Raw genomic sequence first — 24,773 nt, forward strand, 5'->3', positions numbered from 1 at the left:
GGTGACAACCCTCCAGCTCCTACCCACCTGAATCAAGGAATGACCGTGACGGCTCCCACTGATAAAACTTCTCTGCGCCGGGCTATCACTTTCCCGATGCTGTTTCTGTTTATTCTCGGCGATGTTCTGGGGGCGGGCGTTTACGCACTCGCCGGAACGATCGCGGGGGAGGTGGGCGGCGCGATTTGGGTGCCGCTGCTGATCGCATTGTTCTTCGCCATGTTGACGGCGGGTTCCTACGCGGAGCTGGTGACCAAATATCCCCACGCCGGCGCGGCTTCGGTATTCGCGGAAAAAGCCTTCAAGTCACCGCTCATTTCCTTCCTGGTCGGTTTTTGCATGCTGGCGGCTGCGGTCACCAGTGCAGCGGGTTTGTCGCTGGCGTTTGCCGGTGATTACTTGAACGCCTTCGTCGACGTATCGCCGCAGATTGCAGCCCTGGTGTTTCTTCTGGCTATCGGCCTGCTCAACGCGCGGGGGATCAAGGAGTCGCTTGGGGCAAACCTGGTGATGACCGTGATTGAACTGTCCGGGTTGATTCTGGTGATCGTGGCTGCGGTCTGGTATTTCCGTACAGGCGATGCGGATCTGGGGCGGACGCTCACGTTCAAACCGGGCGTCAGTCCCGTGCTGGCGGTGCTGGGGGCGGCATTGTTGGCGTTCTATTCCTTCGTCGGGTTCGAAACTTCGGCCAATCTGGCCGAGGAAATCAAGGACGTGCGCAAGGTCTATCCGCGCGCCTTGTTCGCGGCTTTGATTACGGCTGGCGTGGTTTACATGGCGGTGGGTGTGGCGGCTTCTTCGGTGTTGCCTACCGAGAAGTTGGTGGCAACGTCGGCGCCTTTGCTCGAAGTTGTCCGCGCATCGACCCTCGCAATCCCGCCGGCGCTGTTCTCTTTTATTGCGCTGATCGCTGTGGCCAACGGTGCGCTATTAACCATGATCATGGCCAGTCGATTGACTTATGGCATGGCCAACCTGGGGCTGTTGCCGGGTGTCTTGGGTGCGGTTCTGCCTGAACGAAAAACTCCATGGGCTGCCATTGTCGCAACCACCGTGGTCGCTATTGCCCTGACACTCACAGGCACGCTGGCAACGCTGGCAGAGACGGTGGTGTTGCTGTTGCTGTTCGTTTTTCTGAGTACCAATGTGGCGGTGCTCGTCCTTCGTCGTGACAGGGTAGAGGAGGACCACTTTCGCGTGCCGACCTTCGTTCCGGTGCTTGCAATCGTGTCGTGTCTGGTGCTGCTCAGTCAGCAGGGGTGGGAAACGTGGTTGCGGGCGGGGGCGCTGATCATTGTCGGGATGTTGCTGCATGGCTGTTCTCGCATTAGATTTTCCGCGATCAGTAAGGCCGGGTAGTGCGCCGGTTTGGGGGATTGGTGTCGTTTGGGCGGGTGTCATTGCGAGCAGGCTCGCTCCCACAGTGGATGGGTGGTGGTATTCAAAATGTGTCACACGTTGTCAGTCGGCGGGCGGGTGAGTAAGCTGCCGACATGAATCAGTCCTCAGTTTCCCCATCTTTCCCCGGCCCGCGTGGGCCAGTCGATCACGACATTCGTGATCAGATTGTCGCGGCTGCCAACGAGCATTTCAGCCAGTACGGCTACGCCAAGACCACGGTGTCCGATCTGGCCAAGGCCATCGGTTTCTCCAAGGCGTACATCTACAAATTCTTTGATTCCAAGCAGGCGATTGGCGAAGCCATCTGCGCTAACTGTCTGGGGCAAATCGTTGCGGCGGTCGAGCAGGCGATCAACGAGGAAGACCTGACGCCTACCGAGCGTTTCCGCCGTTTGGTGAAAACCGTGATCGCCACGGGCGTGAACCTGTTTTTCAACGACCGCAAGCTCTACGACATTGCTGCGTTTGCAGCGGGTGAGAACTGGCCGAGTGCGCAGCGTTACGATGCGCAGATCAAGCGTTTCATCACCGACATTGTCCGTGAAGGGCGCGAGGCCGGTGAGTTCGAGCGCAGGACGCCGCTGGACGAGACGGTCGAATCGATCCACCTGGCGTTGCGACCCTTCGTCAATCCACTGATGCTGCAACACAACCTCGACTTTATCGAAGTGGCGCCGACGCTGACTTCGAACCTCATCCTGCGCAGCTTGATGCCTTGACCCTCTGCTGATCCGAATACTCGGATCAGTCGCCGCCTGATCTCGCCTCGCCTGTACAGGGCGGACGATGAATAATTGCCCAAAGCGTGACTGTTGACTGATATGGTCACTCGGATAACATGGCCGCCGCAGTTCATCCAATTCCGAGTCACCCATAGAGTCCACACAATGAAAAAAACAATGCTCAAGCGCCCGGTGGGGCTGGCTGTCGTTCTTGCCTCGTCGAATGTTCTTGCGGGTGGTTTTGCGCTCAATGAGCAAAGCGTCAGCGGCATGGGATCGGGCTTTGCCGGTCGCTCTTCCTCGGCGGAAGACGCCAGCACCGTTTTTGGCAACCCGGCGGGCATGGCGCGGCTCAAGCGCGAGCAGGCGAGCGTGGGGCAGGCGACGCTGTTTGCGAAGTCTGATATCAGCCAGACCCGCAGCACGTTCGGCGGCAAGGAAGACGGCGACATGGTGCCGACCACCACGGTACCGATGGGTTATTACGTCAAACCGATCGACGAGCATTGGGCGTTCGGCGTGGGGTTCTACGTGCCGTTTGGCCTGATCACCGACTACGGCAGTGGTTTCGCTGGCCGCTATTACGCCAACAAAAGCGAAGTCACCACGCTGACGTTCCAGCCGACCATCAGTTATGCCTTCAATGACAAGGTGTCGATCGGCTTCGGCCCGACCATCAACCGCATCAGCGGCGAGCTATCGGGGATGGTCGCCAATCCGCTGAGCCCCGGGCGCAATGACGGCAAAGTCAAAAGCACGGGCGACGATACCGCGCTGGGCTTCAACGCCGGGGTCATGATGCAGGCGACCGAGCAGACCCGCCTGGGCCTGACCTATCACTCAAAAGTCAGTTACCACCTCGACGCGAAAAGCAAACTCAGCGATGGCATCTTCAACGTGCTCGGCGTCAGCGGCCGCAGCTTTGACGCGTCGCTGGACGTCGACACCCCGGAATCGGTGGACTTCTCGGTCACCCATCAACTGAACAACGACTGGACGCTGTATGCCGGCAGCACCTGGACGCGCTGGAGCCGTTTTAAAGCGCTGACCATCGAAAACAGCGGATTGCCGCCACTGCTCGCCCGTCAGTTGGGCACGATCAGCGAAGAACAGAACTGGCATGACACCTGGGCTCACGCCATCGGCGCGGCGTACCGGTTGAACAACCAATGGGTGCTGCGCACCGGGTTCTCGGTTGATCAATCGCCGGCGAACAACACCAATCGCGGGCCGCGTATTCCAACGGGCGATCGCAAGGTGTTCAGCGTCGGCGCCGGTTGGACGCCTGCGGAAAATGTCACCATCGACGTCGCCTATTCCTATCTCTGGGAAGAGAGCGTGGAGATCAACGACACCTCGGCTGGCAAGGGTTCGTTCAGCGCGAAATACAAGAACAGCGCCAGCGGCCTGAGGCACTTCCGTCAGTTACCGCTTCTGATTCAGCGCGGAAAATCGGATCGGCGATTTAGTGACTGTTGACGATATCGGTCACAAGATTGAGAATATGATGGTCATCCTATTTTCAGTGAAGGAATTCCATGCGCCGGCTCCGACCTTTTCCCCTCGCGGTATGTTTATTGCCCTGGCCCTGACGGCGTGCGGTGATTCCTCCAGCGCAAAAGATCCACGTACCTTGGCGCCGATTGTCAGATCGGCGGCGGTGCAACCGGCAGAAAATGGATCTCGATCATTCACCGGCGTCGTCGCCGCGCGCACCCAGGGCGATCTGGGCTTTCGCGTTTCGGGCAAGGTGCTTGAGCGTCTGGTCGATACCGGGCAGACGGTCAAGCGCGGCCAGCCACTGATGCGCTCGGACCCGATCGACCTCGGCCTGCAGGCGCGAGCCCAGCAAGAAGCGGTGAGCGCCGCTCGCGCCCGAGCCATACAGACTGCCGGTGACGAAACACGCAATCGCAAACTCGTCGCCGCCGGCGCTATTTCGGCATCGGCCTACGATCAGTTCAAAGCCGCAGCCGACACCGCCGGGGCGCAGCTCAATGCCGCTGTGGCGCAAGCGGACGTCGCGCGCAACGCCTCGGGCTACGCGGTTCTGGTGGCGGACGCTGATGGCGTGGTGGTGGAAACCCTCGCCGAGCCCGGGCAAGTCGTCAGCCCGGGACAACCGGTGGTGCGGCTGGCGCGGGCCGGTCAGCGGGAGGCCATCGTCCATCTGCCCGAGACCTTGCGCCCCGCGCCGGGCTCGACCGCTCAGGCAAAATTGTATGGCGATAAGTCGGCTACCGTGAGCGCAAAACTGCGTCTGCTTTCCGATTCGGCCGACAGCACAACTCGTACTTTCGAGGCGCGCTATGTGCTCGAAGGCAGTTTGGCCAATGCGCCAATCGGCTCGACGGTCACCGTCGAAATTGCCCAGGGTTCTTCGCCAGATCAGGCGCTCAAGGTGCCCGTCGCCGCGATCTACAACCCAGGCAAAGGCCCCGGCGTGTGGGTCATCGCCGGCACACCGGCGACAGTGAGCTGGCGCCCGGTCGAGGTGCTGGGCTTGAGCGATGACTCGGCCCGTGTCGCTGGCCAGCTCAACGTCGGTGAACCGATTGTCGCGCTGGGCGCGCATCTGCTGCGCGATGGCGAAGAAGTACGCTTGCTTGCCCGCGACGATGGCCAGATTGCCGGGAGTCGTCCATGAGCGAGGGCCGGTTCAACCTTTCCGCCATCGCCGTGCGCCAGCGCGCAATCACGGTGTTTCTTATTTTTCTCATCGCCGTTGCCGGCGTTCTGTCGTTCTTCAAATTGGGCCGGGCGGAAGACCCACCGTTCACGGTCAAGCAGCTGACCGTCATCACCGCGTGGCCAGGAGCGACCGCGCAAGAGATGCAGGATCAGGTCGCCGAACCCCTCGAAAAACGCTTGCAGGAACTGAAGTGGTACGACCGCTCGGAAACCTACACGCGTCCGGGACTGGCATTCACCGTGGTCTCGTTGCTCGACAGCACACCGCCATCGCAGGTGCAGGAAGAGTTCTACCAGGCACGCAAGAAGCTCGACGATGAAGCGATCAGGCTGCCGGCGGGTGTCATCGGGCCGATGGTCAACGACGAGTTTTCCGACGTGACCTTCGCGCTGTTCGCTTTGAAAGCCAGGGGGCGAGCCACAGCGCTTGCTGGTGCGTGATGCGGAGAGGTTACGCCAGCAGCTGTTGCATGTGCCTGGCGTGAAGAAGGTCAACATCATCGGCGAGCAGGCCGAGCGGATATTCGTCTCGTTTTCCCATGATCGGCTGGCGACGCTGGGCTTGGCGCCACAGGACATCTTCGCCGCGCTGAACAATCAGAACGTATTGACGCCCGCCGGATCGGTCGAAACCAAAGGGCCGGAGGTATTTTTGCGCGTCGATGGCGCGTTCGACACGTTACAGAAAATCCGTGACACGCCTGTGGTGGCGCAGGGACGAACACTCAAACTGTCTGACGTGGCCACGGTCGAACGCGGCTACGAAAACCCGGCGACCTTCCTCGTGCGCAACAACGGCGAAGAAGCCTTATTGCTCGGCGTGATCATGCGCGAGGGCTGGAACGGTCTCGATCTGGGCAAGGCGCTGGACGCCGAAACGGCCGGGATCAACGAGGAAATGCCCTTGGGCATGACCCTCTCCAAAGTCACCGATCAGGCGGTTAATATCGACTCGGCCGTCGGCGAGTTCATGGTCAAGTTCTTTTTCGCGCTGCTGGTGGTCATGCTGGTGTGTTTTCTCAGCATGGGCTGGCGTGTCGGCGTGGTCGTCGCAGCGGCGGTGCCATTGACCCTGGCGATCGTGTTTGTGGTGATGGCGGCCACCGGCAAGAACTTTGACCGGATCACCCTCGGTTCGCTGATTCTGGCGCTCGGCTTGCTGGTCGATGACGCGATCATCGCCATTGAAATGATGGTGGTGAAGATGGAGGAGGGCTACGACCGCATCAAGGCTTCGGCCTATGCCTGGAGTCATACGGCAGCGCCGATGCTGGCCGGCACGCTGGTCACGGCGATTGGCTTTCTGCCCAACGGTTTTGCGCAATCAACGGCGGGCGAATACACCAGCAACATGTTCTGGATTGTCGGCATCGCGCTCATTGCTTCGTGGGTCGTCGCCGTGGCTTTCACGCCGTACTTGGGCGTGAAGCTGTTGCCGGACATCAAGAAAGTCGAAGGCGGGCATGGGGCAATCTACGACACGCCGCGCTATAACCGTTTCCGGCGTGTTCTGGCATGGGTGATCACGCGCAAATGGCTGGTGGCCGGTGCGGTGGTCGCGCTGTTTGCTGTTGCGATCCCAGGCATGGGGCTGGTGAAGAAGCAGTTCTTTCCAACCTCGGACCGCCCCGAAGTGATGATCGAAGTGCAGATGCCCTACGGCACGTCCATCGAGCAGACCAGCGCCGCTGCGGCCAAAGTCGAAGCCTGGCTGCACAAGCAGGAAGAGGCCAAAATCGTCACCGCCTATATCGGCCAGGGTGCGCCTCGGTTTTTCCTGGCGATGGCGCCGGAGTTACCGGATCCATCGTTCGCCAAAATCGTCGTGCTGACCGACAGCCAGGACGCCCGCGAAACTCTGAAGTTGCGTTTGCGCGAAGCGGTGGCCGAAGGGCTTGCTCCAGAGGCGCGGGTTCGGGCGACGCAGATCGTGTTCGGTCCGTATTCGCCATTCCCGGTGGCCTACCGGGTGATGGGGCCGGATCCGGCAAAGCTGCGCGACATCGCCGAGCAGGTCAGGGCGGTGATGCAGGACAGCCCGATGATGAGAACCGTCAACACCGACTGGGGGCCGCTGACGCCGACGCTGCATTTCAACCTGGATCAGGACCGCTTGCAGGCAGTGGGGCTGACGTCCAGCGCGGTCGCGCAGCAGCTGCAGGTTTTGCTCAGCGGCGTGCCGATCACGGCGGTTCGCGAGGACATCCGATCAGTGCAGGTCGTCGGCCGTGCGGCGGGCAATATCCGCCTCGACCCGGCACAGATCGAAGGCTTCACCCTGGTCGGCGCGGCGGGGCAGCGCATCCCCTTGTCGCAGATCGGCGAGGTGGAAGTGCGCATGGAAGACCCGATCCTGCGGCGTCGCGATCGCACGCCGACCATCACCGTCCGTGGCGACATCGCCGAAGGTTTGCAGCCGCCGGACGTTTCCGGCGCGATCATCCAGCAGTTGCAGCCGATCCTCGAAAACCTGCCTTCCGGCTACCGGATTGAACAGGCGGGCGCCATCGAAGAATCCGGCAAGGCTGGCAAAGCGATTCTGCCGTTGCTGCCGATCATGATCGCCATGACCTTGCTGATCATCATCGTCCAGGTACGCTCGATTTCGGCGATGATCATGGTCTTTCTCACCTCGCCATTAGGCTTGATCGGTGTGGTGCCGACGCTGCTGATCTTCAACCAGCCTTTCGGCATCAATGCGCTGGTCGGGCTGATTGCGCTGTCGGGGATTCTGATGCGCAACACGCTGATTCTGATCGGGCAGATCCATCACAACGAGCAGGAAGGGCTGGCGCCGTTCCATGCCGTGGTCGAAGCGACAGTGCAACGGGCGCGGCCGGTGTTGTTGACCGCGCTGGCGGCGATTCTCGCGTTCATTCCGCTGACCCACTCGGTGTTCTGGGGCACGCTCGCGTACACGCTGATCGGCGGCACGTTTGTTGGCACCATCATCACGCTGGTGTTTCTGCCGGCGATGTATGCGATCTGGTTCAGGATTCGGCCTGAGCGCTGACATCGAGCACGATTTTTCCCCGGGTGTGTCCGGCCCAGCTTTGTTTAACCGCGTCGACAACTTCTGTCAGCGGTACCACTTGAGCCTCAAGGCTGAGCTTGCCGGATGTGAACAGCGCGGCAATCTCGACCAATTGGCTGCCATCGGAGCGGGTGGCGAAATTTTTGCCACTCACACCGTGCTCGCTTGCCTTCTGTGCAGAGGGTGCGCTTACGGGGGAAACCAGAACGCCCCCGCGCTTGATCACACTCCATGAACGGTTCTGAGTTTCGCCGCCGACCAGATCAATGACCGCATCGAGGTCAGCAACGTTGTCTTCGAATTTAGCCGTGGTGTAGTCAATCACCTCATCGGCGCCAAGTGAACGCAGATAGTCGTGGTTCTTCGCAGAGCTGGTCGCGATCACATAAGCACCGGCAAGGCGGGCGAGCTGGATTGCGAAGCTGCCCACGCCACCTGAGCCGCCGTGAATGAGGACTTTTTGACCTGCCTGAATTCCGGCGTGTTCATGCAGAGCTTGCCAAGCGGTCAGCGCTGCCGCCGGCACGCCGCCGGCTTCTTGCAACGATAGTGTTGTCGGCGTGTGGGCCAGACGATCTGGCGTTGAGAGGGCCTGGGTCGCATATCCGCCGGTAATCCCGATAAACCCGAACACCTTGTCGCCAACGACAAAGTCTCTGACATTCCTGCCCACCGCGGCGACTGTGCCTGAGACTTCCACGCCAGGCGTGTAGGGCAGTGGCAGAGGAATGAATTGCTGCATGGCACCGGAGAGGATTTTCCAATCGATTGGATTGATCCCACTACCGGCAACATTGATTAACACCTGATCGTCATTGGGTTTCAGATCCGCAAGTTCTTTGAGCTCCAGCGCTTCTGCCTGGCCGTACTGCGCGACTTGGATCGCTTTCATGATTCTCTCCGTTGTGATGGTCAAGGCTCGTCGGAAGGAATGGACGTGCCGGCGATTCGATTAGTGGCGACGTGCGTCGAGGCTGAAACGCCCTGCGCCGAAAGAAACGATCTGCAAGAGCCCACCGGCCATGGCGATATTCTTGAAGAAGTGAATGAACTGATTCTGGTCCGCCAGGGCGTTATGGAAAATCAGTGCGGTCAGTACGCTGAAAATCGCCAACAGCGCTGCGGTGGTACGTGTGCGATAACCGGCGATCAACGCTACGCCGCCGAGAACCTCGACAGCAATCGCCACGCCCAACGCCAGTTCGGGAAAAGGCAACCCGACAGAGCCGATGTAGCCAATCATCATGGCCGGTGCCGCGATTTTCGACAGGCCCGAAAGAATGAAGATCGCGCTCAGAAGAATCCGCCCGATCAAGGAAACGGTGCTGTTGAGGTTGGAAGACGTTGAGGCAGTGACGCTGGAAATTGTGGCTGCGTGGGACATGACGTGGATTCCGCTGATTTCAGCGCTTCACCATGAAGCGCCGTTGTGGAGCAGATGATGTCATCGCGAGGCTTTGCGCAATAGCCGACAAGTTTCGATGATCAGGTTCGAAAAACTAGAAATGCAGCAGAAATCGAAGTTGACCTTCCACTGTGGTCAGCGACGTGTGTTGGGGAGCAGGATCAGGCAAATGTCGCGGATTAATCGGATAACAGTGGCGGGGCGGATTCGGTACGTTGGTCTCGAACGCGGTTCAGCCGAATCCTGAACCGCCGCTATCTAGAGGAGTACTGCAATGAACGAGACTAAGGTTTGGTTGGTTACAGGCTGTTCCACCGGGTTCGGTCGCCACATCGCCACGGCGCTGCTGAATGAGGGTGAGCGTGTGGTGGTCACGGCGCGCAACACACAGCAGATCGAGGATCTGGCCGCCCTCGGCGACGCTTTGATTCTGCCTCTGGACGTGACCGATCCGGCGCAGGCGATGCAGGTCGTACAGGCGGCCGAGCATCGCTTCGGGCGAGTGGACGTGCTGATCAATAACGCCGGCGTCGGCTATTTCTCATCGATAGAAGACAGCGACGATGGGGCTGTTCGGCGGATGTTCGAGGTCAACTACTTCGGCACGGCCCATATGATTCGCGCGGTACTGCACGGCATGCGCAAGCGGCGCACCGGCATGATCGTCAACCTCACATCGGTAGGCGGTCTGGTCGGGTTCGAAGCGGTCGGCCACTACTGCGCGACGAAGTTCGCCGTTGAGGGCCTGTCGGAAAGTCTGCGCGCCGAAGTTGCGCCACTGGGTATCGGCGTGATGACCGTTCAGCCCAGCGCCTTCAGAACCCAATGGGCGGGGTCTTCGGGCGCTGCGCAAACGGTGGCCGAGGATTATCAGGCAACCGCCGGCGCTGCGATGCGCGCGTACCAGCAATCTGTTGGCAATCAAGCTGGCGACCCAGACAGGGCGGCAGCGGCGATCTACGCCGCGGTTACCTGCGCAGCGCCGCCGGCGCGCCTGCTGTTGGGCAATGAAGCCTATGAGGCAGCGCAGGCGAAGCTTGCCGCCATGGGCCGCGAGTTCAGCGCATGGGAGTCTACCGCCCGTGGCGCGGACTTCCCGACGGCCTGACAGGCGAAGCCCGCACTGATGGCATGGACGCTACAGAATCAGGCAAACACCTGAGAGGAGTGAGTTAACGGGGACGACGCGGTGCGGGAAAAACTGGGCGAGTGAGTTGACTCGCCCAATTTTGAACGGCATTTACCGAGGAGTATTTGTATGAATTCGTCGTCCCCGTCCCGACCTTTCATGTGGCTCTGCGCATTCGCAGCGGGGGCCATGATCGCTAATCTCTATTATCTGCAACCGATCCTGTCGTTGGTAACGGGGGCATTTGGTATTCCGCTTGCCACGTCCGGCCTGCTGGTGAGTTGCGCTCAACTTGGCTACACGCTGGGCATTGTGCCGGTCGTCCCGCTCGGTGACGTCCTCGAAAGAAGAGCGCTTCTGAGCCGGATGTTTACCATCAACGCATTAGCGCTGTTTGTGGCTGCGGCCAGCCCGAATTTCTTGCTGTTCTGCGCCGCAGTGTTGATCAGTGGAGTCACGGCATCCGCTGCCATGTTGATTGTGCCGTATGTAGCGTCCATCGCAGCCGAGCATCGGCGCGGTCAAGTGATCGGCGTGGTGATGACCGGGGCCTTGCTCGCGATACCGCTGTCGTGGCTGGTCTCCGGCGGTATCGGCAACGCGGCAGGTTGGCGCTTGGTGTACGCCAGCGCCGGGTGCGCGGCGCTGATCCTGCTCATGCTGCTCAGAATCACCTTGCCAACCGAGCCCGAGCGCCGAGGCCAGCCCGTGCGTTATGAGCAGTTGATGCGCTCGTTGTGGCAACTCATCCTCGAGTACCCAGCGCTTGCTCGCCGGGCGCTTTACGGTGCGCTGGGAATGGCCAGCTTCAGCATGTTGTGGACTGGATTACCAATACTGTTGTCGCAACCGCCGTTCAATTTTTCGACTTCGAGCATCGGACTGATCGGGCTCACGGGAGTGACTGGCGCGTTGATTCCCGGTGTGGTTGGCCGGCTCTGTGATCATGGCTACCGGCACGCGCTGGCATTCGGGTTGGCCTCGTTGATGATGCTGGCCTGGGCAGTGCTGAGCTTTGCGGCGACAGGGCTCTGGATAATTATCGCTGCCGCAATGGCCTTGAACGTTGGCGTAATGGGCTTGCAGATCACCCATCAATCGGTCATCTACAAACTGGCCCCCGCAGCCAACTCACGGATTACCGCGGTGTTTATCAGTATCAACTTTGTTGGCGGCGCTATTGGCTCCGCAGTTGCAAGTTTCGGTATTCGGTATGTCGGCTGGGAAGGGCTGTGCCTACTGGGCGCTGCTTTGCCCGCGGCTCTTGTGCTGGCCTATGCATTGAAGGAACGGCCCTTTGCCCGCGTTGCGGTTCAATGAACATGCAAATGGGCGGCGAGGAAATCCATCAGGGCTCTTACGCGTGCGGGCAGATGTCCGCCTTGGCCGACGTAAATCGCATGAATCTCCGTGACGCTTGCAGGCACGAATGGTTGCAGGACGCAAACCAACCTTCCGGCAGCCAGGTCATCTGCAACCTGGCAGAACCCCAGCCTGGCTAGCCCTGCGCCCAGCACCGTCAATTCACGCAAGGCGTCGCCATCGCTGACGCGCAGATTGCCTTTTACCGGGTACATACGTTGCTCGCCGCTCTCGTCGAGCAAGGCCCACTCCATGGCGGGAGGCGAAAAGGTGAAACCCAGACAGTTGTGATCGGCAAGGTCTTGAGGCACCAGCGGAGTGCCCTTGGCCGCCAGGTAGTCAGGAGATCCTACGATCAGCCCTCTGGATTGCCCGAGTCGTTTCGCCACAAGGTTGGAGTTCTTGAGCGCTCCGGTGCGTATGGCGATATCCGCACGTGCTTCGATGAGATCGACCACCTCATCGGTGAGGAAAAGTTCGACGCTGACCCCAGGATGTTGATTCATGAACAAGTTGATGATGGGAAGAAAAAGCTGGCGGCCGATACCCACATTAGAGCTGATTCTGACCACTCCCTGCGGTGCAGAACTGGCAGATGCTTCGCGTTCCGTTTCGTCAAGATCGGCCAGTATGGCAACGCTGCGTTCGTAAAAAGCCATTCCTTCTGGCGTCAGCAGTTGCTTGCGCGTGGACCTGCTCAGCAAACGTGCGCCAAGACGGCTTTCCAGGCGCGTCATGAGCTTGCTCACGGCAGAGGGGGTTATCGCGCAAGCTCTTGCGGCCGCTGAATAACCTCCGCGTTCCACCACTTTAACGAACACGCTCATCTCGGCGAAGCAATTGATATCCAGTCGTCGCATGTGAACTCACGTCATAAATCGTGTGCCTGGGCACGGGCTGTTTATCTACCATTTCGCGCGCCTAATATTTTGCCAACGCGATATGGAACGGTTGCCGACTTTGCAAGCAAAGAAGTGGCCACTTCCAACCATCGCGCTCTTGCTGTCACGTTGTTTTCTCTAACCGTAGAACATTGCCAAGTTGATAGCTGCTCGGAGGCTGAAATGACTCACACACTGCAATTAGTACTGATCCATAACAGCAACCAGTCCAACGGCGTAGACACGGCGTTGGTGCAATGGATTACCGCCGTGGTGCAAGACCGCAGCGAATTTGCGTTGAGCGTGGTAGAGCCGTTTGACCTGAGATTTATAGACGATTTTTCGGAACAACCCGGTCGTCGAGTGTGCTTGAGAGCGCTAGCGGCAGCAGATGCCTATATCGTCTTGGTGCCCGCACGTCACCTTGGTTACCAGCATGGATTGAAAGTCTTGATGGCGCGCTGGCCTGAACACCTCCAGGGACGACCTTGTTCATTTGTTGGTTATGGCACCACGACCGGCGGGGAGGATGAGGTCGACGAGCTTGGATGCGAGTTGTTGAAGCTGCAGGCCATGCCTGTTGGTGGCTATGTGAAGTTCGCTGAGATTGCCGAGCGTCTCGAACAAGGCCTCGGACTGGAGCACTTTGCGCAAGCACGGGTTTCGATGGCGCAGTTGTTGATCCAGCTGGCCTGGTGGGCACGGGCGCTGAAAGATGCGCGGGCCTTCTCTCCTTTGCAGAAGTTCGCGTAGTCCTTCGCTTAGACGTTCTGCGAGCGCCTGGAGCATTGGGCAAAACCTGCGCAGGAATTGCATAACGGCACCGCGCCGCGACTTTTTACTCTTGCTTCAAATCCTGCTGAACGGCAGGAAACTATGATCTGAAAACAGGAGTTCTAAAATGTCCGATGTCGAAATTCGCGTAACCCCTGATGCGCAAGAAAACGCCACGGCAAATCCAGCCGGCGATCAGGGCAAGTACGTTGGCATGTGGGTGACAGCCGACGGTCATATTCGCCATGAGTTGCTGCCAGGAGGGCGATATGACGAGGCTCGCGGTCGGCAAAAAAGCGCTTATCAAGGGCGCTACTGGCTGGAAGGCGACCACATCGAGTATGTGGACGATACTGGCTTTACCGCAGACGGAGAGTTTCGAGATAACGTGCTGTACCACGCGGGCATGGTGTTATATCCCGAGCGCTGACGCATAAGCCGGAATGAACATTCCGGCTTTTTTATTAGTGTCGTATTACAGATTCTGTGGGCGGAATTGATCGCGCAAATCCAGGGTTTCGCCCGCCACCATAAATTTCCCCTGCCCGCGGTAATGCAGGGTTTTGGGGTTTTTCACCGACGTAGCCACATGCGCCTTGACCACTTCCCACACGAACAGACCGTACTCGCCGATAAGATTGGAGTCGAACAGCTTGCACTCGAAATTGGCGTAGCACTCTTTGATCAACGGGGCCTTTACCCGTTCTGCGGGGGCGGCTGTGAGGTCAAATTGGGCAAACTTGTCGATGGCGCCACCGCTGCTGTTGCCGACGGCAACAACCTGGTCCACCAATTCGACGGTGGGCACGTTGATGACGCACTGCTGGCTGTTGTGGATCAGCTCGTAGCTGTGGTTTGCACTCCAGATGTAGCAGCCAAACAGGGCGGGGGAGAACTGCATCATCATGTGCCAACCCATGGTCATTATGTTGGTTTCACCTTGCCAGGCGGAGGTCACCAGGACGATGGGGCCGGTTTCCAGATGCTGGCGAACCTCGCTCAAAGGGAAGTCGGATTTTCGAAATGCGGTCATGGCGCCTCCGGGGATCAAAAGAGGATAAACAGTTGTTGTCAGTCGCTTTCGACAATTCAACTTTCCTGCTTTTTGACATGCATCTCTCCGGCAGCCTTGCTCAGGCTGTCGGATTTTTGCTCTTTTCCCTGAATTGCTTACGTCGGCAAGAGCTGTTCGCCGAACCGCTTGATCAGCCACTGCCCAGCCGGACCGGGCGGCGAGTCGGTTCGATAAATCGCATCGAAGGCATAGGTGCCGCCTTTACAGTCGGGCATATCAAGCTCGACCAGGCGTCCTTCGTCCAGGTCAGACTGAACCATGGGCACCGGCATATTCCCCCATCCGATGCCCTCTTTGAGAAGCATGTGTTTGGCGCCCAGATCCGCCAGTCGCCAAGTGCGAGTGCTCACGACGGCAAAGTCCTTGTCACCCGTAAGCGTTGAACGATCCGATAGCACCAATTGAACAAACTCTCTGGCAGCGCCAGGGATTTGGAACACTCGGTTGCAAGCGGGTGTGCAGGCGCGGCGACCGGTATCAATTGAACACTGCCCACGCCGATGCGCTCGATGCCGTCCAGGCCAATGTCCAGCGGACCGCTGATGCCGACTCCAGCTTTCTTCTCCATCACCAGTTGGGTCACTGCCCCCAAGGCTTCCATGTGCAAGTGCAGAGTGACTGTGGGAAATTCTTCCCTGAAGGTCCTCAACGCATCGACTACTCGCTCGGCAGGGAGCATTACATCGAGCGCGAGGTGAACTTCTGCTTCAAGCCCATGCAGCAAACCGGAGACTTTTGCGCGCAGCCCATTTACGCCGTTGGTAATAGTGCGTGCTTCAGCCAGGACGGTTCGACCTGCCTCCGTCAGTTGCGGTTTGCGCGTGGTTTTGCGGTCAAACAGTGAAACCCCGAGCTGCATCTCCAGATTGGAAATGGAGTAACTCACCACCGATGTCGCGCGATGCAGTTTTCTGGCCGCAGCGGCAAAACTGCCCACTTCTACAACCGTCAGAAATACTTTCAGTTGATCAAGCGTTGGTGTTCCTGGATCGGAGATCATTTCTACTGTCTCGAACGTTTGGGGGAGTACTTGTCCTGATTTTGCAGACAGCAGCATATACGCAAGATTGAGCACTTGATCGGCTCTAACAATCAATTGACCGGTTTGTTTCTTCGGCAAGCCATTCGCTGCGCGTGATCTCCCACACCTCCACCGGCATCGGCCCCGACACAAACTGGCCGTCCCGTGTTTCAGCCATCCGCATGCCTTCATCTTCGGAAATCTTGCGCGAAGCGCGGTTGGCGGCGGCCTTGGGCACCTGCATCAATGGGCGCATCAACGTATCGAACCAGTAGGCATTGATCACCTTGCAGGCCTCGCGCATGTAGCCGTTGCCCTGAAACTGTGGGGCGAGCCAGAAGCCTCGATGGTTACCCGGTTGATCAAACAGGCTGATACTGCCGATGCAGCTCTCGGGCTGAACGCGGGTGCGGATCATCCAGTGCCATTCCTTTGCGGCAGCCATCGCGGGCAGCGCGACATCGCGGACGTAAACAAGCGCGCCGTCGTCCGGATACGGCCACGGAACGCGGCTGTCGAGATAGCGCACGACCTCCCATTGCGGAAACAATTGTTGCACCGCCGCTGCATCACTCAGTTGCAGCGGCGTGAGGATCAAGCGGCGGGTGTAAAGCGTGGGGATGCAATCCATGGCAATCAATCCTTGCGAGCAGTGGCGGGCAGCACCGGTACTCTCTCAAACGAGCAGTTCAAGTGTCGAGTGACCTGTGCGCCGTCTCACTCAAGTAGTTCGATCAACTCCCCACCGTCCTCTCTCAACCGCTGCAAAAACACCTGTGCCTCCAGCAACTGATACGGGAAATACAGCCCCGGCCTTACCGGCGCTTGCCCATCCAGCCCAACCAGTCGCTCCAGCAGCATGGCCACGCTGAGCCCGGTCAACGCCGCTGCACCTGCGCGGTGAACCACGGCGTGGCGGGTGCGCAATGGCTGTCCATCGTGATCCGTGCCTTCAAGTTCGATGAGTATCTCCGTCGACATCGGCTGACCCTGACGCCGGGTCGAGCTGACGCCGCTGGCGAGGTTGAACTCGACGTTCGGGGCGTCGGTGGCGGCGGCGAGGCCTGTCACGTCGATGGAGGAGAAGCCGGCGCCCTGCAGGGTGGTGCCGTCGACGGCGCGGAAGCTGACCTTGGCATCGTCGCCTTCACGCCAGATGAATTCGCCGTCACGGCGGGTCAGCGCGGCGGGCAGCATTTTGTTCAGGTGCTCGAAATCGACGGCCACGGTCGGGCCGCCGCCGTCCTGTTCGTCGACCAGTGCATGGATGTGGATGTCGTGCACGCGGGCGAATGCCTTGGCGAGGTGCAGCGTTGCCACGGTGGTGGCACCGACCATCCATTCGTAGCCGAGGACAATGGGCGACGCGTCAGGCGTGTGCATGAAACTGGCGATCTGCGGGGCGATTTCGAACACGCCGGAAGAGATGCTCAAGTGCGGCACCTTGCGCTTTTGCGCAAAGCGCAGCCCGGCGAGGGCGTGGTCCATGTAGAACAGGGCGATGGCGCTGACCGGGCGATCACCCAGCCCCAGATCATCTGCGCGAGCATCGATGACCACACCACGGGCATTGCCGATTTGCTCGGCGGTTTGCTCAGCCTTGGCGAGGTCGCGTCCGCCGATCAGCAAGGGGACGTCGGGATGCGCCGCGCGCAATGCGCGGGCCGTCTGATGGCCGATGGCGCCGGAGCCGCCCATGAACAGAATGGGATGAAGTGGCATGAATCCTCCTCATTTTCCTGGATTGAAACGTGCTTGGGCTAGACACCCTAGCACGCACTTTCCGGATTGCCCGTGCGGTCCTCAGGCGCACCGACGAACGTTCATTTGAGCAAGTACGAAGCGTGGGCCGGATCACAGCGCCACACCGGCTCTGACAGATGCTCGGCAAAGAAGTCGGACAGCGCGCGGATTTTCGCTGGCCGACTGCGTGCAGACGGCGTCACGAAATACAGACCGCCGCGCGTCATGTGCCACTCCGGCAGCAACACTTCCAGCCGCCCATCGGCCAGGTATTCGCTGGCGATGAATTCCGGTAGTTCGGCGATCGCCAGCCCTTCGAGCAACACCGGCAGCAGCGCATCGGAATTGGTCACGCGCAACGGGCCTTTCGGCACGACATCTTCCTCGACGCCGCTCTCGTGGGTGAAGCGCCAGACTTGTGTACGCGCACGGTAGGCGTAACTCAGGCACGAACGCGTCGCCAGATCACGCGGGTGCGCGGGGCGTCCATGAGTTTCCAGGTAGCCGGGAGACGCCACCAGCAACTGGCTCACGGCGCACAGTCGACGCGCGACCAGCGATGAATCGGGCAGGGCGGCGATACGCAACGCGGCGTCGAAACCCTCGGCGATCAGGTCGACCGAGGCGTCGTGCAAATGCAGGTCGACAAACAGCTCGGGGAATCGGCGCAGCAGTTCGGGCAACAACGGCGCGATCCAGCGCAAACCGAAAGACATGGGCACGGCGAGGCGCACTTGTCCGCGCGGCTGCACCGAGAGGTCCTGGGCTTCACTCTCGACTTCCTCGGCCTGCCGGTAAATGTCCCCGGCTTTGGCCGCCATGCTCGAACCGAACTCAGTCAGTGCCAATTGCCGCGAGGTGCGGTTGAACAGGCGACCGCCGAGGCGCTCTTCGAGCCGCGCTATCGCGCGCGACACCGTCGGTACCGAAACACCCATGACCCGTGCGGCAGAAGCGAACGAACCTTCCTCCGCGACTTTGGCGAACATCGCCAGACCTTCAAAATCAGGCAGTTTGCTCATTTCAATTCTGCAACGATGAGTTTCAGACAAGTCTATTTTGAAAGGTCTACAGCGTCGATAAGCTTTGCCCAACGCGCAACCCAACGCTGACTGGCTGTATTCACGTTCTGGAGAAGACTTATGACTGGCAAACTTCAAGGCAAAATCGCACTGGTTACCGGCGGCACCACTGGTATTGGCCTTGCCACGGCCAAGCGCTTCGCCGAAGAAGGCGCTTACGTTTACATTACCGGCCGTCGTCAGGCTGAGCTCGATGCCGCCGTTGCCCTGGTCGGCAACGCCAAAGGCGTTCAGGTTGACTCGACGAACCTCGAACAGCTCGATGCGCTGTACCAGCAAATCGGTGCCGAGAAAGGCTACCTCGATGTGCTTGTCGCCAACGCCGGCGGTGGGTCGATGCTTCCATTGGGCGAGATCACTGAGGCGCACTACGACGATACCTTTGATCGCAACGTCAAAGGCGTGCTTTTCACCGTGCAGAAAGCCCTGCCGCTGCTGGCCAAAGGCGCTTCGGTGATTCTCACAGGTTCCACAGCGGGCAGTTCCGGCACGCCGGCGTTCAGTGTGTATTCCGCGTCGAAGGCGGCTGTCAGGGCCTTTGTGCGCAGCTGGATTCTCGACTTGAAGGGTCGCAACGTGCGCATCAACACACTCAGTCCCGGCGCAACCAAAACCCCGGGGCTGGTGGGGCTGGCCGGTCCGGATGCCGAACAGCAACAGGGTTTGCTCGATTACATGGCGTCGCAGATACCGATGGGGCGTGTCGGCGAGCCGGGAGAAATCGCCGCTGCCGCTGTGTTCCTCGCCTCGGACGACTCGAGCTTTGTGAACGGTATCGAACTGTTTGTCGACGGTGGTCAAGCGCAGATCTGAGTCTGAATGGGACGATGGTGGCCATCGTCCCAACCTCGCTACTTGGATCCAATCATTAACTCACTATATCGCACGCCGACAAGCGGTAGGCTGAGCCTATTGCTAAAAGTGATGGCGCAATGACATATTGCAGCACCTTTCCTCACCTCAAGATGTACCGAAAATGCGCCCCCTCAAGTCACTTGTTGCAGCGTCGTTGCTGCTCAGCGGGTGCAATGGAATGCCAGTCGCTTATGTTCAGGATCCTGTTTTAGACCAAGCCTTTGTCGTCCACTCCGGCGCGCCTTTGCCTTACGTGCTGATGGGTTCGGCTGTGCAATGGAATGAAGACTTCGCCGTGACGGTGAAGCACATTCCTTACTTGTCGGGCACGGTTTTCCAAGGGCAGGCAGATGTGCAGTTCTTCCGTCACAAGGCCAATAGCGTGCCGGCGTGGCGCGGCTACAAGCCGGGCGAGGAGCTGACTTCGGTGGGCTTCAATTCGCTGTACATGTCGGTCAAGGGTACCGGCCAGGCGTTGCCGGCGATGGTTCGCCTCGACGTCAAAGAGGGCAACGTGCTTTACGGCACCCACAATGGCGCGCTGGCCAAGGGCATGTCTGGCGGGCCGGTGTTTTCCGCCGATGGCAAAGTGGTTGGCATCAACGTGGCGTTTCTCACCCGCGATGATGTCAGCCGCCTCAAGCGCAAGGACTTGCTCGATCAACCGCGCGTAAGCATCTTTTTGCCGTACGCGGAGATCAATCGCGAGTGGTCGCGCTATCAGGCCAGCATCACCCCCACAGCGCCACCAGCGACCAAACTGGCCAGCCGCTGATCAGCGTTCGCGCAACGCTTCGCGGGCGCGGTTGAGTGGTTTGATCAGGTAGTCGAGCACGGTTTTTTCGCCGGTACGGATGTCCACCGTGGCGATCATCCCAGGCACGATGGCGAAGCGTTTGCCGGCCTTGTTGCGCAGTTCATCCGACGCGGTACGGATGAACACGCGGTAGTAGAAGATCTCCGGCTTGGCTTCGTCCTGGATGGTGTCCGGCGAGATCGTCACCACTTCGCCGTCGAGGCTGCCGTAGATCGAATAGTCATAGGCGGTGATTTTCACTTTCGCCGCCTGGCCTGGGTGAATGAAGGCGATGTCGCGCGGCGAGATGCGCGTCTCGATCAGCAGTTGTTCGTCGAGCGGCACGATCTGCATGACCTGGCCGTTGGGCGCAATGACGCCGCCAATCGTGCTGACCTCGATGTCCTTGACGATGCCGCGCACCGGCGAGCGCAGGGTCAGGCGCGACAGTGAATCGGTGCGCCCACGGATCACCGCTTCGAGCATTTGCGCCTCGGCGTTGGCTTTGGCCAGGTCTTCGCGGGCGCGGACCATGTAATCGGAGCGGGCTTCGGTGGCCTTCAATTCCAGCTCCGAGCGCTGACGGGTCAGGCGCAGCACTTCGACCCGACTCGAGGCGCCGATCTTCGCCAGATTCTCGGTGATCGCCAGTTCGCTACGTACCAGTTTCAGCGAGCTCTGAATGCCGTCGAGGGTTTCCGCCAGACCTTTGCGCCGGGTCTGGTAGAGCTCGGTTTCGGCGCGGATCAGATCGGGAAATTCCTGCAGCGATGCGTCGAAGGTCAGCGGCTTTTCGCTGACTTCGGCCTGCAAGCGGTTGACGCTGGCCAGCGCCGCGCGGTACTTGGCCGCGCTTTCGCCGACGTTGGACTGGTTCTTCACCGGGTCCAGTTGCGCGAGGATCTGCCCGCGCTCGACCAAAGCGCCTTCGCTGACATTGAGCTGCTCGAGAATGCCGCCCTCCATCGACTGAATGACTTGCTCGCGCGAGCTGGGCACCACTTTGCCGGTGCCGGTCGAGACTTCGACGATCTCGAACCAAGCCGCCCAGGCAATGAAGCAGGCGAGCATCAGCGCGCAACTCCAGATCACCTTTGCGCCACCGGCAAGTGCGCGCTCATCGCGGCCATCGAGGTAGGACATCGGATCCGGCACGTCGGTCATCATCGGCTTCATACCGCCACTCCTTTGCCCGGTGCGCGCAGCCGCGCGAGTGCCGCGTCGCGATGGTCGTCAATGACGATGCGGCCGTTGTCGAGGACGATGATCCGCTCGACCAGTTGCAACACACTGACCCGATGCGTGGCAACCACCAGCGTTCGGCCCCGGGTCCAGGTCGCGAGTTTTTCCAGCAGCAGCCGCTCGGTGACGTCATCGAGCGCGGCGGTCGGTTCGTCGAGCAGCAGCACTTGTGGCTGGCGGATCAATAAGCGCGACAGCAACAGGCTTTGACGCTGACCGCCCGACAGGCCCAAGCCACCTTCAAGCACCAGATGATCCATGCCTTTGGGCAGCTGCCGAACGAAGTCCAGCGCACCGGTGACAGTCAACGCGGCGATGATTTCCTGATCGCTGGCCTGACCGGCGCCGAGGGTGATGTTGTCGCGCAAGGTGCCATGAAACAGTCGCGCCTGTTGCGACAGCAGGCCGACGTCGCGGCGCAGATCGGCCGGATCCAGATGCGCCAGGGCGATGCCGTCCAGGATGGTTTCACCGCTGCTCAGATCCATCGCGCCGCCCAGCGCTTGCAGCAACGTCGACTTGCCGGCGCCGTTGCGGCCGAGCAGGGCGATGCGCTCGCCGGGGCGAATGCTCAGGTCGATGTTGTTGAGCGCCGGGGTCGATTCCTCGCTGTAGCGAAAACTGGCCTGACGCAGGCGGTAGTCGCCGCGAATCGCCGGCAAGTGCACGCGCTGACTGCCTTCGGGATGATCCACCGGCATCTGCATGATCCGGTTCAAGCCTTCGAGCGCGACCTTGGCCTGCTGCCATCGCGTGAGCACGTGGGTTAGTTGCGCCATCGGCCCCATCATCCGCGACGACAGAATCGACGCGGCGACCAGACTGCCGGTGGTCAGGTCGCCGGCAATCACCATTGGCGCGCCGAATACGATGACCACTGCGAATACTCCGCCTTGTACGTTCTGCGTCCACGCCACCAGGCTGTTGGTCAAGGTGCGCAGGCGCAGGCTGCTGTCCGCCGAGGCGGCGTTGTACTGATTCCACTGTTGCTGGAAACGCTGCTCGGCCTGCAGCGCCTTGATGTCGTCGAGGCCCTGAATGCTTTCCACCAGCATGGCGTTGCGCAGCGCCGCTTCACGCATCGACGCATTGGCCAATCGCGCCAAACGCGGTTGCGCGATGATCCCGGGGAGCAACATGAACACCAGCGCCACCAGTGGAATCAGCACCAGCGGCCCGCCGATCAAATAGAACACCAGCAGGAACAGCAGGAAAAACGGCATGTCCGCCAGTGCCGTGGCAGTGCTGGAGGTGATCAGGTCGCGGATCTGCTCCAGCTCGCGCAACTGCGAAATGAACGAACCGGTGGATTTCGGCCGCGCGGAATTGCGCAGGCGCAGGGCGTGGCCGAAGACCAGATCGGAGACGCGCAAATCGGCGCGCTTGCCCAGCACATCGGTGATGCGCAGACGCAAAATGCGCATGACGAAATCGAACAGCAGCGCCAGCATCACCCCGCCGAACAACACGTACAGGGTCGGCAGCGACTCGGCCGGAATCACCCGGTCGTACACCTGCATGGAAAACAGCACCCCGGCCATGCCCAGCAGGTTGGCGACCAGCGAGGCGATCATCACCTGGCTGTAGGGCCGCAGATCGGTGAGGACGATGCGCCGGAACCAGTGCTCGTCGTAGGGCTTGATGTAATCGTTGGTGCGCACGTCGGCCACCGGTTGCGTCGGGCGCAGAATCACCGTGCGCAGGGCCTGCTCGGCGAGCGCGGTGGCGTCCATGCGACTCTGCAAACCCTGGTCGCCACTGAAGCAGATGCCCAGCTCGCCGGTCTCGCCGATGCTTTCGAGCACGCCGACCTGACCATCGCGCAGTTGCACCACCAGCGGCGTGCGCCAGCGGCTCAGGCTCTTGTTGTCGAAAACCGCGAACTTCACGCTTAAACCGGCCTGCCGCGCCATGTGCCGAACCACTTCTTCGACGCGGCCTTCGCTGTGCACCGAAGCCAGGCGCACGCTTTCCGGCGAGACGTCGAGGCGATAGTGGCGGGCGACCTTGAGCACCGCTTCCAGCCACGGCGAATAATCTTCGCGAGCTTCGGCAGCGGCGGGTTCGGGAACAGTGATGCTGACATCGGTCATGGCAGGATCTCGACATTCTGGATGGCGCTGTGGTCGATGCCGAAGACCCGGCGAATCGCACCGCTGTTGTAGAAGCAGTCGATCTGCAGACGTTGCAGATCAGCACGGGTGTTGACCAGATCGAAGCGCGACTGGTGGATTTCCTGCTCGGCGTTGAGCAGGTCGAGCAGCGGCCGCGTGCCCAGTTCCAGGTACTGGCGGCCATACAACATGCGCGCCTCGGTGATGCTGGTCTGGCGAAATTCCAGCGAGCGCAGCCGCCGGTTCAGGCCCGAGGTTTGCGCCTGGGCTTCGGCCAGACCCTGGCGCGCTTGCAGACGGGCGAAGTCTTCGGCCGAGTCCGCTGCGGTCAGTGCATGCCCGGCGGCGCGGCTGCGCGCACTGATCGCACCGCCCTGGTAGATCGGCACTTCGAGATTGAGAAAGATCCCGACCTGAGTGCGATCGGCGCGCGAGTTCTGATCGTCGTAGTGGTCATCCAGATATTGGTTGACCGAGGGTTGCAGCGACAGGGTCGGGTTGGCCTCGGCTCTGGCCTGGGCCAGCTCGGCCTGGGCCTGAGTGCGTTGCGCGGCGGCCTGGAGGACGGCGGGCAGGGTGTCGGAGATCTGCGAGGCGTCGCAGGCCTGGGTTAGCGTAGGCGCGGCGGCGTCGCTGACTGCTGGCGGCGTGCGTCGTCCGAGCAGACTGGTCAGGGTCGCTTGCCAGCGTGCGTATTGCGCCTTGAATTCCTGCAACGTCGCCGTCGCGCCTTCTGCGCGGGATTGCGCCTGGACCATATCGGAGCGGGTGCTGGCGCCCATGTCGCTGCGCTGTTTGGCCAGGTCGACGATGCCGCCGATGCCCTGAATCTGTTCGCGGGCAACCTCGAGCAGACGCTGATAACGCTGCACTTCGATGTAGGCCCTGGCGGTGTCGCGGGCGATGTCGTCGATTGCCAGCAGAATCCCCGCCTGACTGCGCGCCACCCGGGCGCGGGCGGCGTCGACCGAACTGGAAACCTTGCCGAAGTCATACAGCATCTGCTTGAGGGAAATGTTCACCGACTGGCTGCCGGCATCGCTGCCGTAACCGCTGGTGTAACCACCCTTGATGCCTCCGGTGACCTGCGGGTAATAACCGGATTCGGCGACGTTGACCCCTTCGCCTTGCTGGAACAGGGTGCCGATGGCCTCGCCGATGCGTGGGTGCCAGTCCACGGCGAGCCTGACCGCTTGTTCCAGCCCCAAAGTATCCGCGTTGGCGGCCGTTTTTGAAGCAGGGGCAGGGCGCTGACGATTGTCATTGCCTGCCGGTTGTTGCAGTTGCGACGGGCTGATGCTGCGCAAGCTACTGTCGAGGTTGTCGTCGGCGCGAACGCCGACGGTGAAAGCGGGGTAGAGGCCGATGGTCAACAGGACCACCGGCCATTTCTGGCGAAAAACTGACTCCACAGACTTCCCTTACTGTTGAGAGACCAACGTT

General features: G+C 60.4%; 18 protein-coding genes and 4 pseudogenes. 11 read left to right on the forward strand and 11 right to left on the reverse strand.

Going from position 1 to position 24,773, the window contains the following annotated elements; translation table 11 throughout:
• Positions 1-39: 39 nt before the first annotated feature.
• From AB4O12_RS06115 to AB4O12_RS06135, 5 genes and pseudogenes are all read left to right on the forward strand, one after another.
• Complete coding sequence (locus tag AB4O12_RS06115; RefSeq protein ID WP_305382780.1) at positions 40-1,362, forward strand: APC family permease; 1,323 nt, start codon at positions 40-42, stop codon at positions 1,360-1,362.
• A gap of 134 nt (positions 1,363-1,496) precedes the next feature.
• The gene (locus AB4O12_RS06120; RefSeq protein ID WP_016774383.1) at positions 1,497-2,123 is read left to right on the forward strand and encodes a TetR/AcrR family transcriptional regulator; all 627 of its coding nucleotides are present in this window, start codon (positions 1,497-1,499) and stop codon (positions 2,121-2,123) included.
• Positions 2,124-2,291: 168 nt separating this feature from the next.
• Positions 2,292-3,564 (forward strand): annotated as a pseudogene (locus AB4O12_RS06125) (OmpP1/FadL family transporter).
• A gap of 100 nt (positions 3,565-3,664) precedes the next feature.
• Positions 3,665-4,773, forward strand: a pseudogene (locus AB4O12_RS06130) (efflux RND transporter periplasmic adaptor subunit).
• A pseudogene (locus AB4O12_RS06135) lies at positions 4,770-7,830 on the forward strand (efflux RND transporter permease subunit). Before AB4O12_RS06130 ends, AB4O12_RS06135 begins: the two co-directional pseudogenes overlap by 4 nt.
• Here AB4O12_RS06135 and AB4O12_RS06140 read toward each other — a convergent pair.
• Both AB4O12_RS06140 and AB4O12_RS06145 read right to left on the reverse strand, forming a co-directional pair.
• Positions 7,808-8,743 carry an NADP-dependent oxidoreductase gene (locus tag AB4O12_RS06140; protein WP_150635590.1) on the reverse strand — a complete coding sequence of 312 codons (936 nt, stop codon included), beginning with the start codon at positions 8,741-8,743 and terminating at the stop codon, positions 7,808-7,810. The pseudogene AB4O12_RS06135 and the gene AB4O12_RS06140 overlap by 23 nt on opposite strands.
• 60 nt (positions 8,744-8,803) lie before the next feature.
• The gene (locus tag AB4O12_RS06145) at positions 8,804-9,235 is read right to left on the reverse strand and encodes a DoxX family protein (RefSeq protein WP_082228565.1); all 432 of its coding nucleotides are present in this window, start codon (positions 9,233-9,235) and stop codon (positions 8,804-8,806) included.
• Positions 9,236-9,530: 295 nt separating this feature from the next.
• Here AB4O12_RS06145 and AB4O12_RS06150 point away from each other — a divergent pair, with 295 nt between their 5' ends.
• Together AB4O12_RS06150 and AB4O12_RS06155 are read left to right on the forward strand one after the other, a co-directional pair.
• The gene (locus AB4O12_RS06150) at positions 9,531-10,364 is read left to right on the forward strand and encodes an oxidoreductase (RefSeq protein ID WP_460060826.1); all 834 of its coding nucleotides are present in this window, start codon (positions 9,531-9,533) and stop codon (positions 10,362-10,364) included.
• Positions 10,365-10,574: 210 nt separating this feature from the next.
• Positions 10,575-11,705 (forward strand): MFS transporter, encoded by a 1,131-nt coding sequence (locus AB4O12_RS06155; protein WP_460060828.1) that lies wholly within the window; start codon positions 10,575-10,577, stop codon positions 11,703-11,705.
• Here AB4O12_RS06155 and AB4O12_RS06160 read toward each other — a convergent pair.
• The gene (locus tag AB4O12_RS06160) at positions 11,699-12,607 is read right to left on the reverse strand and encodes a LysR family transcriptional regulator (RefSeq protein WP_460060830.1); all 909 of its coding nucleotides are present in this window, start codon (positions 12,605-12,607) and stop codon (positions 11,699-11,701) included. The two genes, AB4O12_RS06155 and AB4O12_RS06160, sit on opposite strands and share 7 nt — an antisense overlap.
• A gap of 204 nt (positions 12,608-12,811) precedes the next feature.
• On the opposite strand from AB4O12_RS06160, the gene AB4O12_RS06165 reads away from it, so the two are divergent.
• The gene (locus AB4O12_RS06165; RefSeq protein ID WP_016774391.1) at positions 12,812-13,381 is read left to right on the forward strand and encodes an NAD(P)H-dependent oxidoreductase; all 570 of its coding nucleotides are present in this window, start codon (positions 12,812-12,814) and stop codon (positions 13,379-13,381) included.
• 235 nt (positions 13,382-13,616) lie between these two features.
• Positions 13,617-13,832, forward strand: a complete 216-nt coding sequence (locus tag AB4O12_RS06170; RefSeq protein ID WP_056786820.1) for an Atu4866 domain-containing protein — start codon at positions 13,617-13,619, stop codon at positions 13,830-13,832.
• 45 nt (positions 13,833-13,877) lie between these two features.
• Here the strand turns inward: AB4O12_RS06170 and AB4O12_RS06175 are convergent, their stop codons facing one another.
• From AB4O12_RS06175 to AB4O12_RS06195, 5 genes and pseudogenes are all read right to left on the reverse strand, one after another.
• Positions 13,878-14,435, reverse strand: coding sequence for a flavin reductase family protein (locus AB4O12_RS06175; protein ID WP_056785061.1), 558 nt, complete (start codon positions 14,433-14,435; stop codon positions 13,878-13,880).
• Between the two features lie 137 nt (positions 14,436-14,572).
• Positions 14,573-15,477, reverse strand: a pseudogene (locus AB4O12_RS06180) (LysR family transcriptional regulator).
• Positions 15,478-15,562: 85 nt separating this feature from the next.
• The gene (locus AB4O12_RS06185) at positions 15,563-16,129 is read right to left on the reverse strand and encodes a GNAT family N-acetyltransferase (RefSeq protein WP_252877954.1); all 567 of its coding nucleotides are present in this window, start codon (positions 16,127-16,129) and stop codon (positions 15,563-15,565) included.
• A gap of 86 nt (positions 16,130-16,215) precedes the next feature.
• Entirely contained in the window at positions 16,216-17,220 is a 1,005-nt protein-coding gene (locus tag AB4O12_RS06190) for an NAD(P)-dependent oxidoreductase (protein WP_460060833.1), read from the reverse strand.
• Positions 17,221-17,321: 101 nt separating this feature from the next.
• Entirely contained in the window at positions 17,322-18,263 is a 942-nt protein-coding gene (locus AB4O12_RS06195) for a LysR family transcriptional regulator (protein WP_150635584.1), read from the reverse strand.
• Between the two features lie 120 nt (positions 18,264-18,383).
• Between AB4O12_RS06195 and AB4O12_RS06200 the strand changes: the two genes are divergently transcribed.
• Positions 18,384-19,136 (forward strand): SDR family NAD(P)-dependent oxidoreductase, encoded by a 753-nt coding sequence (locus AB4O12_RS06200; RefSeq protein WP_041480457.1) that lies wholly within the window; start codon positions 18,384-18,386, stop codon positions 19,134-19,136.
• 220 nt (positions 19,137-19,356) lie between these two features.
• Entirely contained in the window at positions 19,357-19,953 is a 597-nt protein-coding gene (locus tag AB4O12_RS06205; protein WP_150742630.1) for a trypsin-like peptidase domain-containing protein, read from the forward strand.
• Here the strand turns inward: AB4O12_RS06205 and AB4O12_RS06210 are convergent, their stop codons facing one another.
• From AB4O12_RS06210 to AB4O12_RS06220, 3 genes are read right to left on the reverse strand one after another with little or no spacing between them, the layout of a single operon-like run.
• The gene (locus AB4O12_RS06210) at positions 19,954-21,141 is read right to left on the reverse strand and encodes an HlyD family type I secretion periplasmic adaptor subunit (RefSeq protein WP_374046352.1); all 1,188 of its coding nucleotides are present in this window, start codon (positions 21,139-21,141) and stop codon (positions 19,954-19,956) included. It lies immediately after the preceding gene.
• Positions 21,142-21,146: 5 nt separating this feature from the next.
• The gene (locus AB4O12_RS06215) at positions 21,147-23,309 is read right to left on the reverse strand and encodes a type I secretion system permease/ATPase (protein ID WP_460060836.1); all 2,163 of its coding nucleotides are present in this window, start codon (positions 23,307-23,309) and stop codon (positions 21,147-21,149) included.
• Positions 23,306-24,742, reverse strand: a complete 1,437-nt coding sequence (locus AB4O12_RS06220; RefSeq protein WP_460060838.1) for a TolC family outer membrane protein — start codon at positions 24,740-24,742, stop codon at positions 23,306-23,308. The genes AB4O12_RS06215 and AB4O12_RS06220 overlap by 4 nt, the downstream gene beginning before the upstream one ends.
• Positions 24,743-24,773: the final 31 nt, after the last annotated feature.

The sequence above is a fragment of the Pseudomonas sp. S2_A05 genome, from assembly GCF_054668485.1.

Bases quoted from the DNA above. Each gene is read 5' to 3' on its own strand.
- AB4O12_RS06160 (WP_460060830.1), bottom strand. From the start codon at position 12,607: ATGCGACGACTGGATATCAATTGCTTCGCCGAGATGAGCGTGTTCGTT.
- AB4O12_RS06185 (WP_252877954.1), bottom strand. From the start codon at position 16,129: ATGGATTGCATCCCCACGCTTTACACCCGCCGCTTGATCCTCACGCCG.
- AB4O12_RS06145 (WP_082228565.1), bottom strand. From the start codon at position 9,235: ATGTCCCACGCAGCCACAATTTCCAGCGTCACTGCCTCAACGTCTTCC.
- AB4O12_RS06205 (WP_150742630.1), top strand. From the start codon at position 19,357: ATGCCAGTCGCTTATGTTCAGGATCCTGTTTTAGACCAAGCCTTTGTC.
- AB4O12_RS06200 (WP_041480457.1), top strand. From the start codon at position 18,384: ATGACTGGCAAACTTCAAGGCAAAATCGCACTGGTTACCGGCGGCACC.
- AB4O12_RS06170 (WP_056786820.1), top strand. From the start codon at position 13,617: ATGTGGGTGACAGCCGACGGTCATATTCGCCATGAGTTGCTGCCAGGA.
- AB4O12_RS06150 (WP_460060826.1), top strand. From the start codon at position 9,531: ATGAACGAGACTAAGGTTTGGTTGGTTACAGGCTGTTCCACCGGGTTC.
- AB4O12_RS06195 (WP_150635584.1), bottom strand. From the start codon at position 18,263: ATGAGCAAACTGCCTGATTTTGAAGGTCTGGCGATGTTCGCCAAAGTC.
- AB4O12_RS06140 (WP_150635590.1), bottom strand. From the start codon at position 8,743: ATGAAAGCGATCCAAGTCGCGCAGTACGGCCAGGCAGAAGCGCTGGAG.
- AB4O12_RS06175 (WP_056785061.1), bottom strand. From the start codon at position 14,435: ATGACCGCATTTCGAAAATCCGACTTCCCTTTGAGCGAGGTTCGCCAG.
- AB4O12_RS06165 (WP_016774391.1), top strand. From the start codon at position 12,812: ATGACTCACACACTGCAATTAGTACTGATCCATAACAGCAACCAGTCC.
- AB4O12_RS06215 (WP_460060836.1), bottom strand. From the start codon at position 23,309: ATGACCGATGTCAGCATCACTGTTCCCGAACCCGCCGCTGCCGAAGCT.
- AB4O12_RS06155 (WP_460060828.1), top strand. From the start codon at position 10,575: ATGATCGCTAATCTCTATTATCTGCAACCGATCCTGTCGTTGGTAACG.
- AB4O12_RS06115 (WP_305382780.1), top strand. From the start codon at position 40: ATGACCGTGACGGCTCCCACTGATAAAACTTCTCTGCGCCGGGCTATC.
- AB4O12_RS06210 (WP_374046352.1), bottom strand. From the start codon at position 21,141: ATGATGACCGACGTGCCGGATCCGATGTCCTACCTCGATGGCCGCGAT.
- AB4O12_RS06120 (WP_016774383.1), top strand. From the start codon at position 1,497: ATGAATCAGTCCTCAGTTTCCCCATCTTTCCCCGGCCCGCGTGGGCCA.
- AB4O12_RS06190 (WP_460060833.1), bottom strand. From the start codon at position 17,220: ATGCCACTTCATCCCATTCTGTTCATGGGCGGCTCCGGCGCCATCGGC.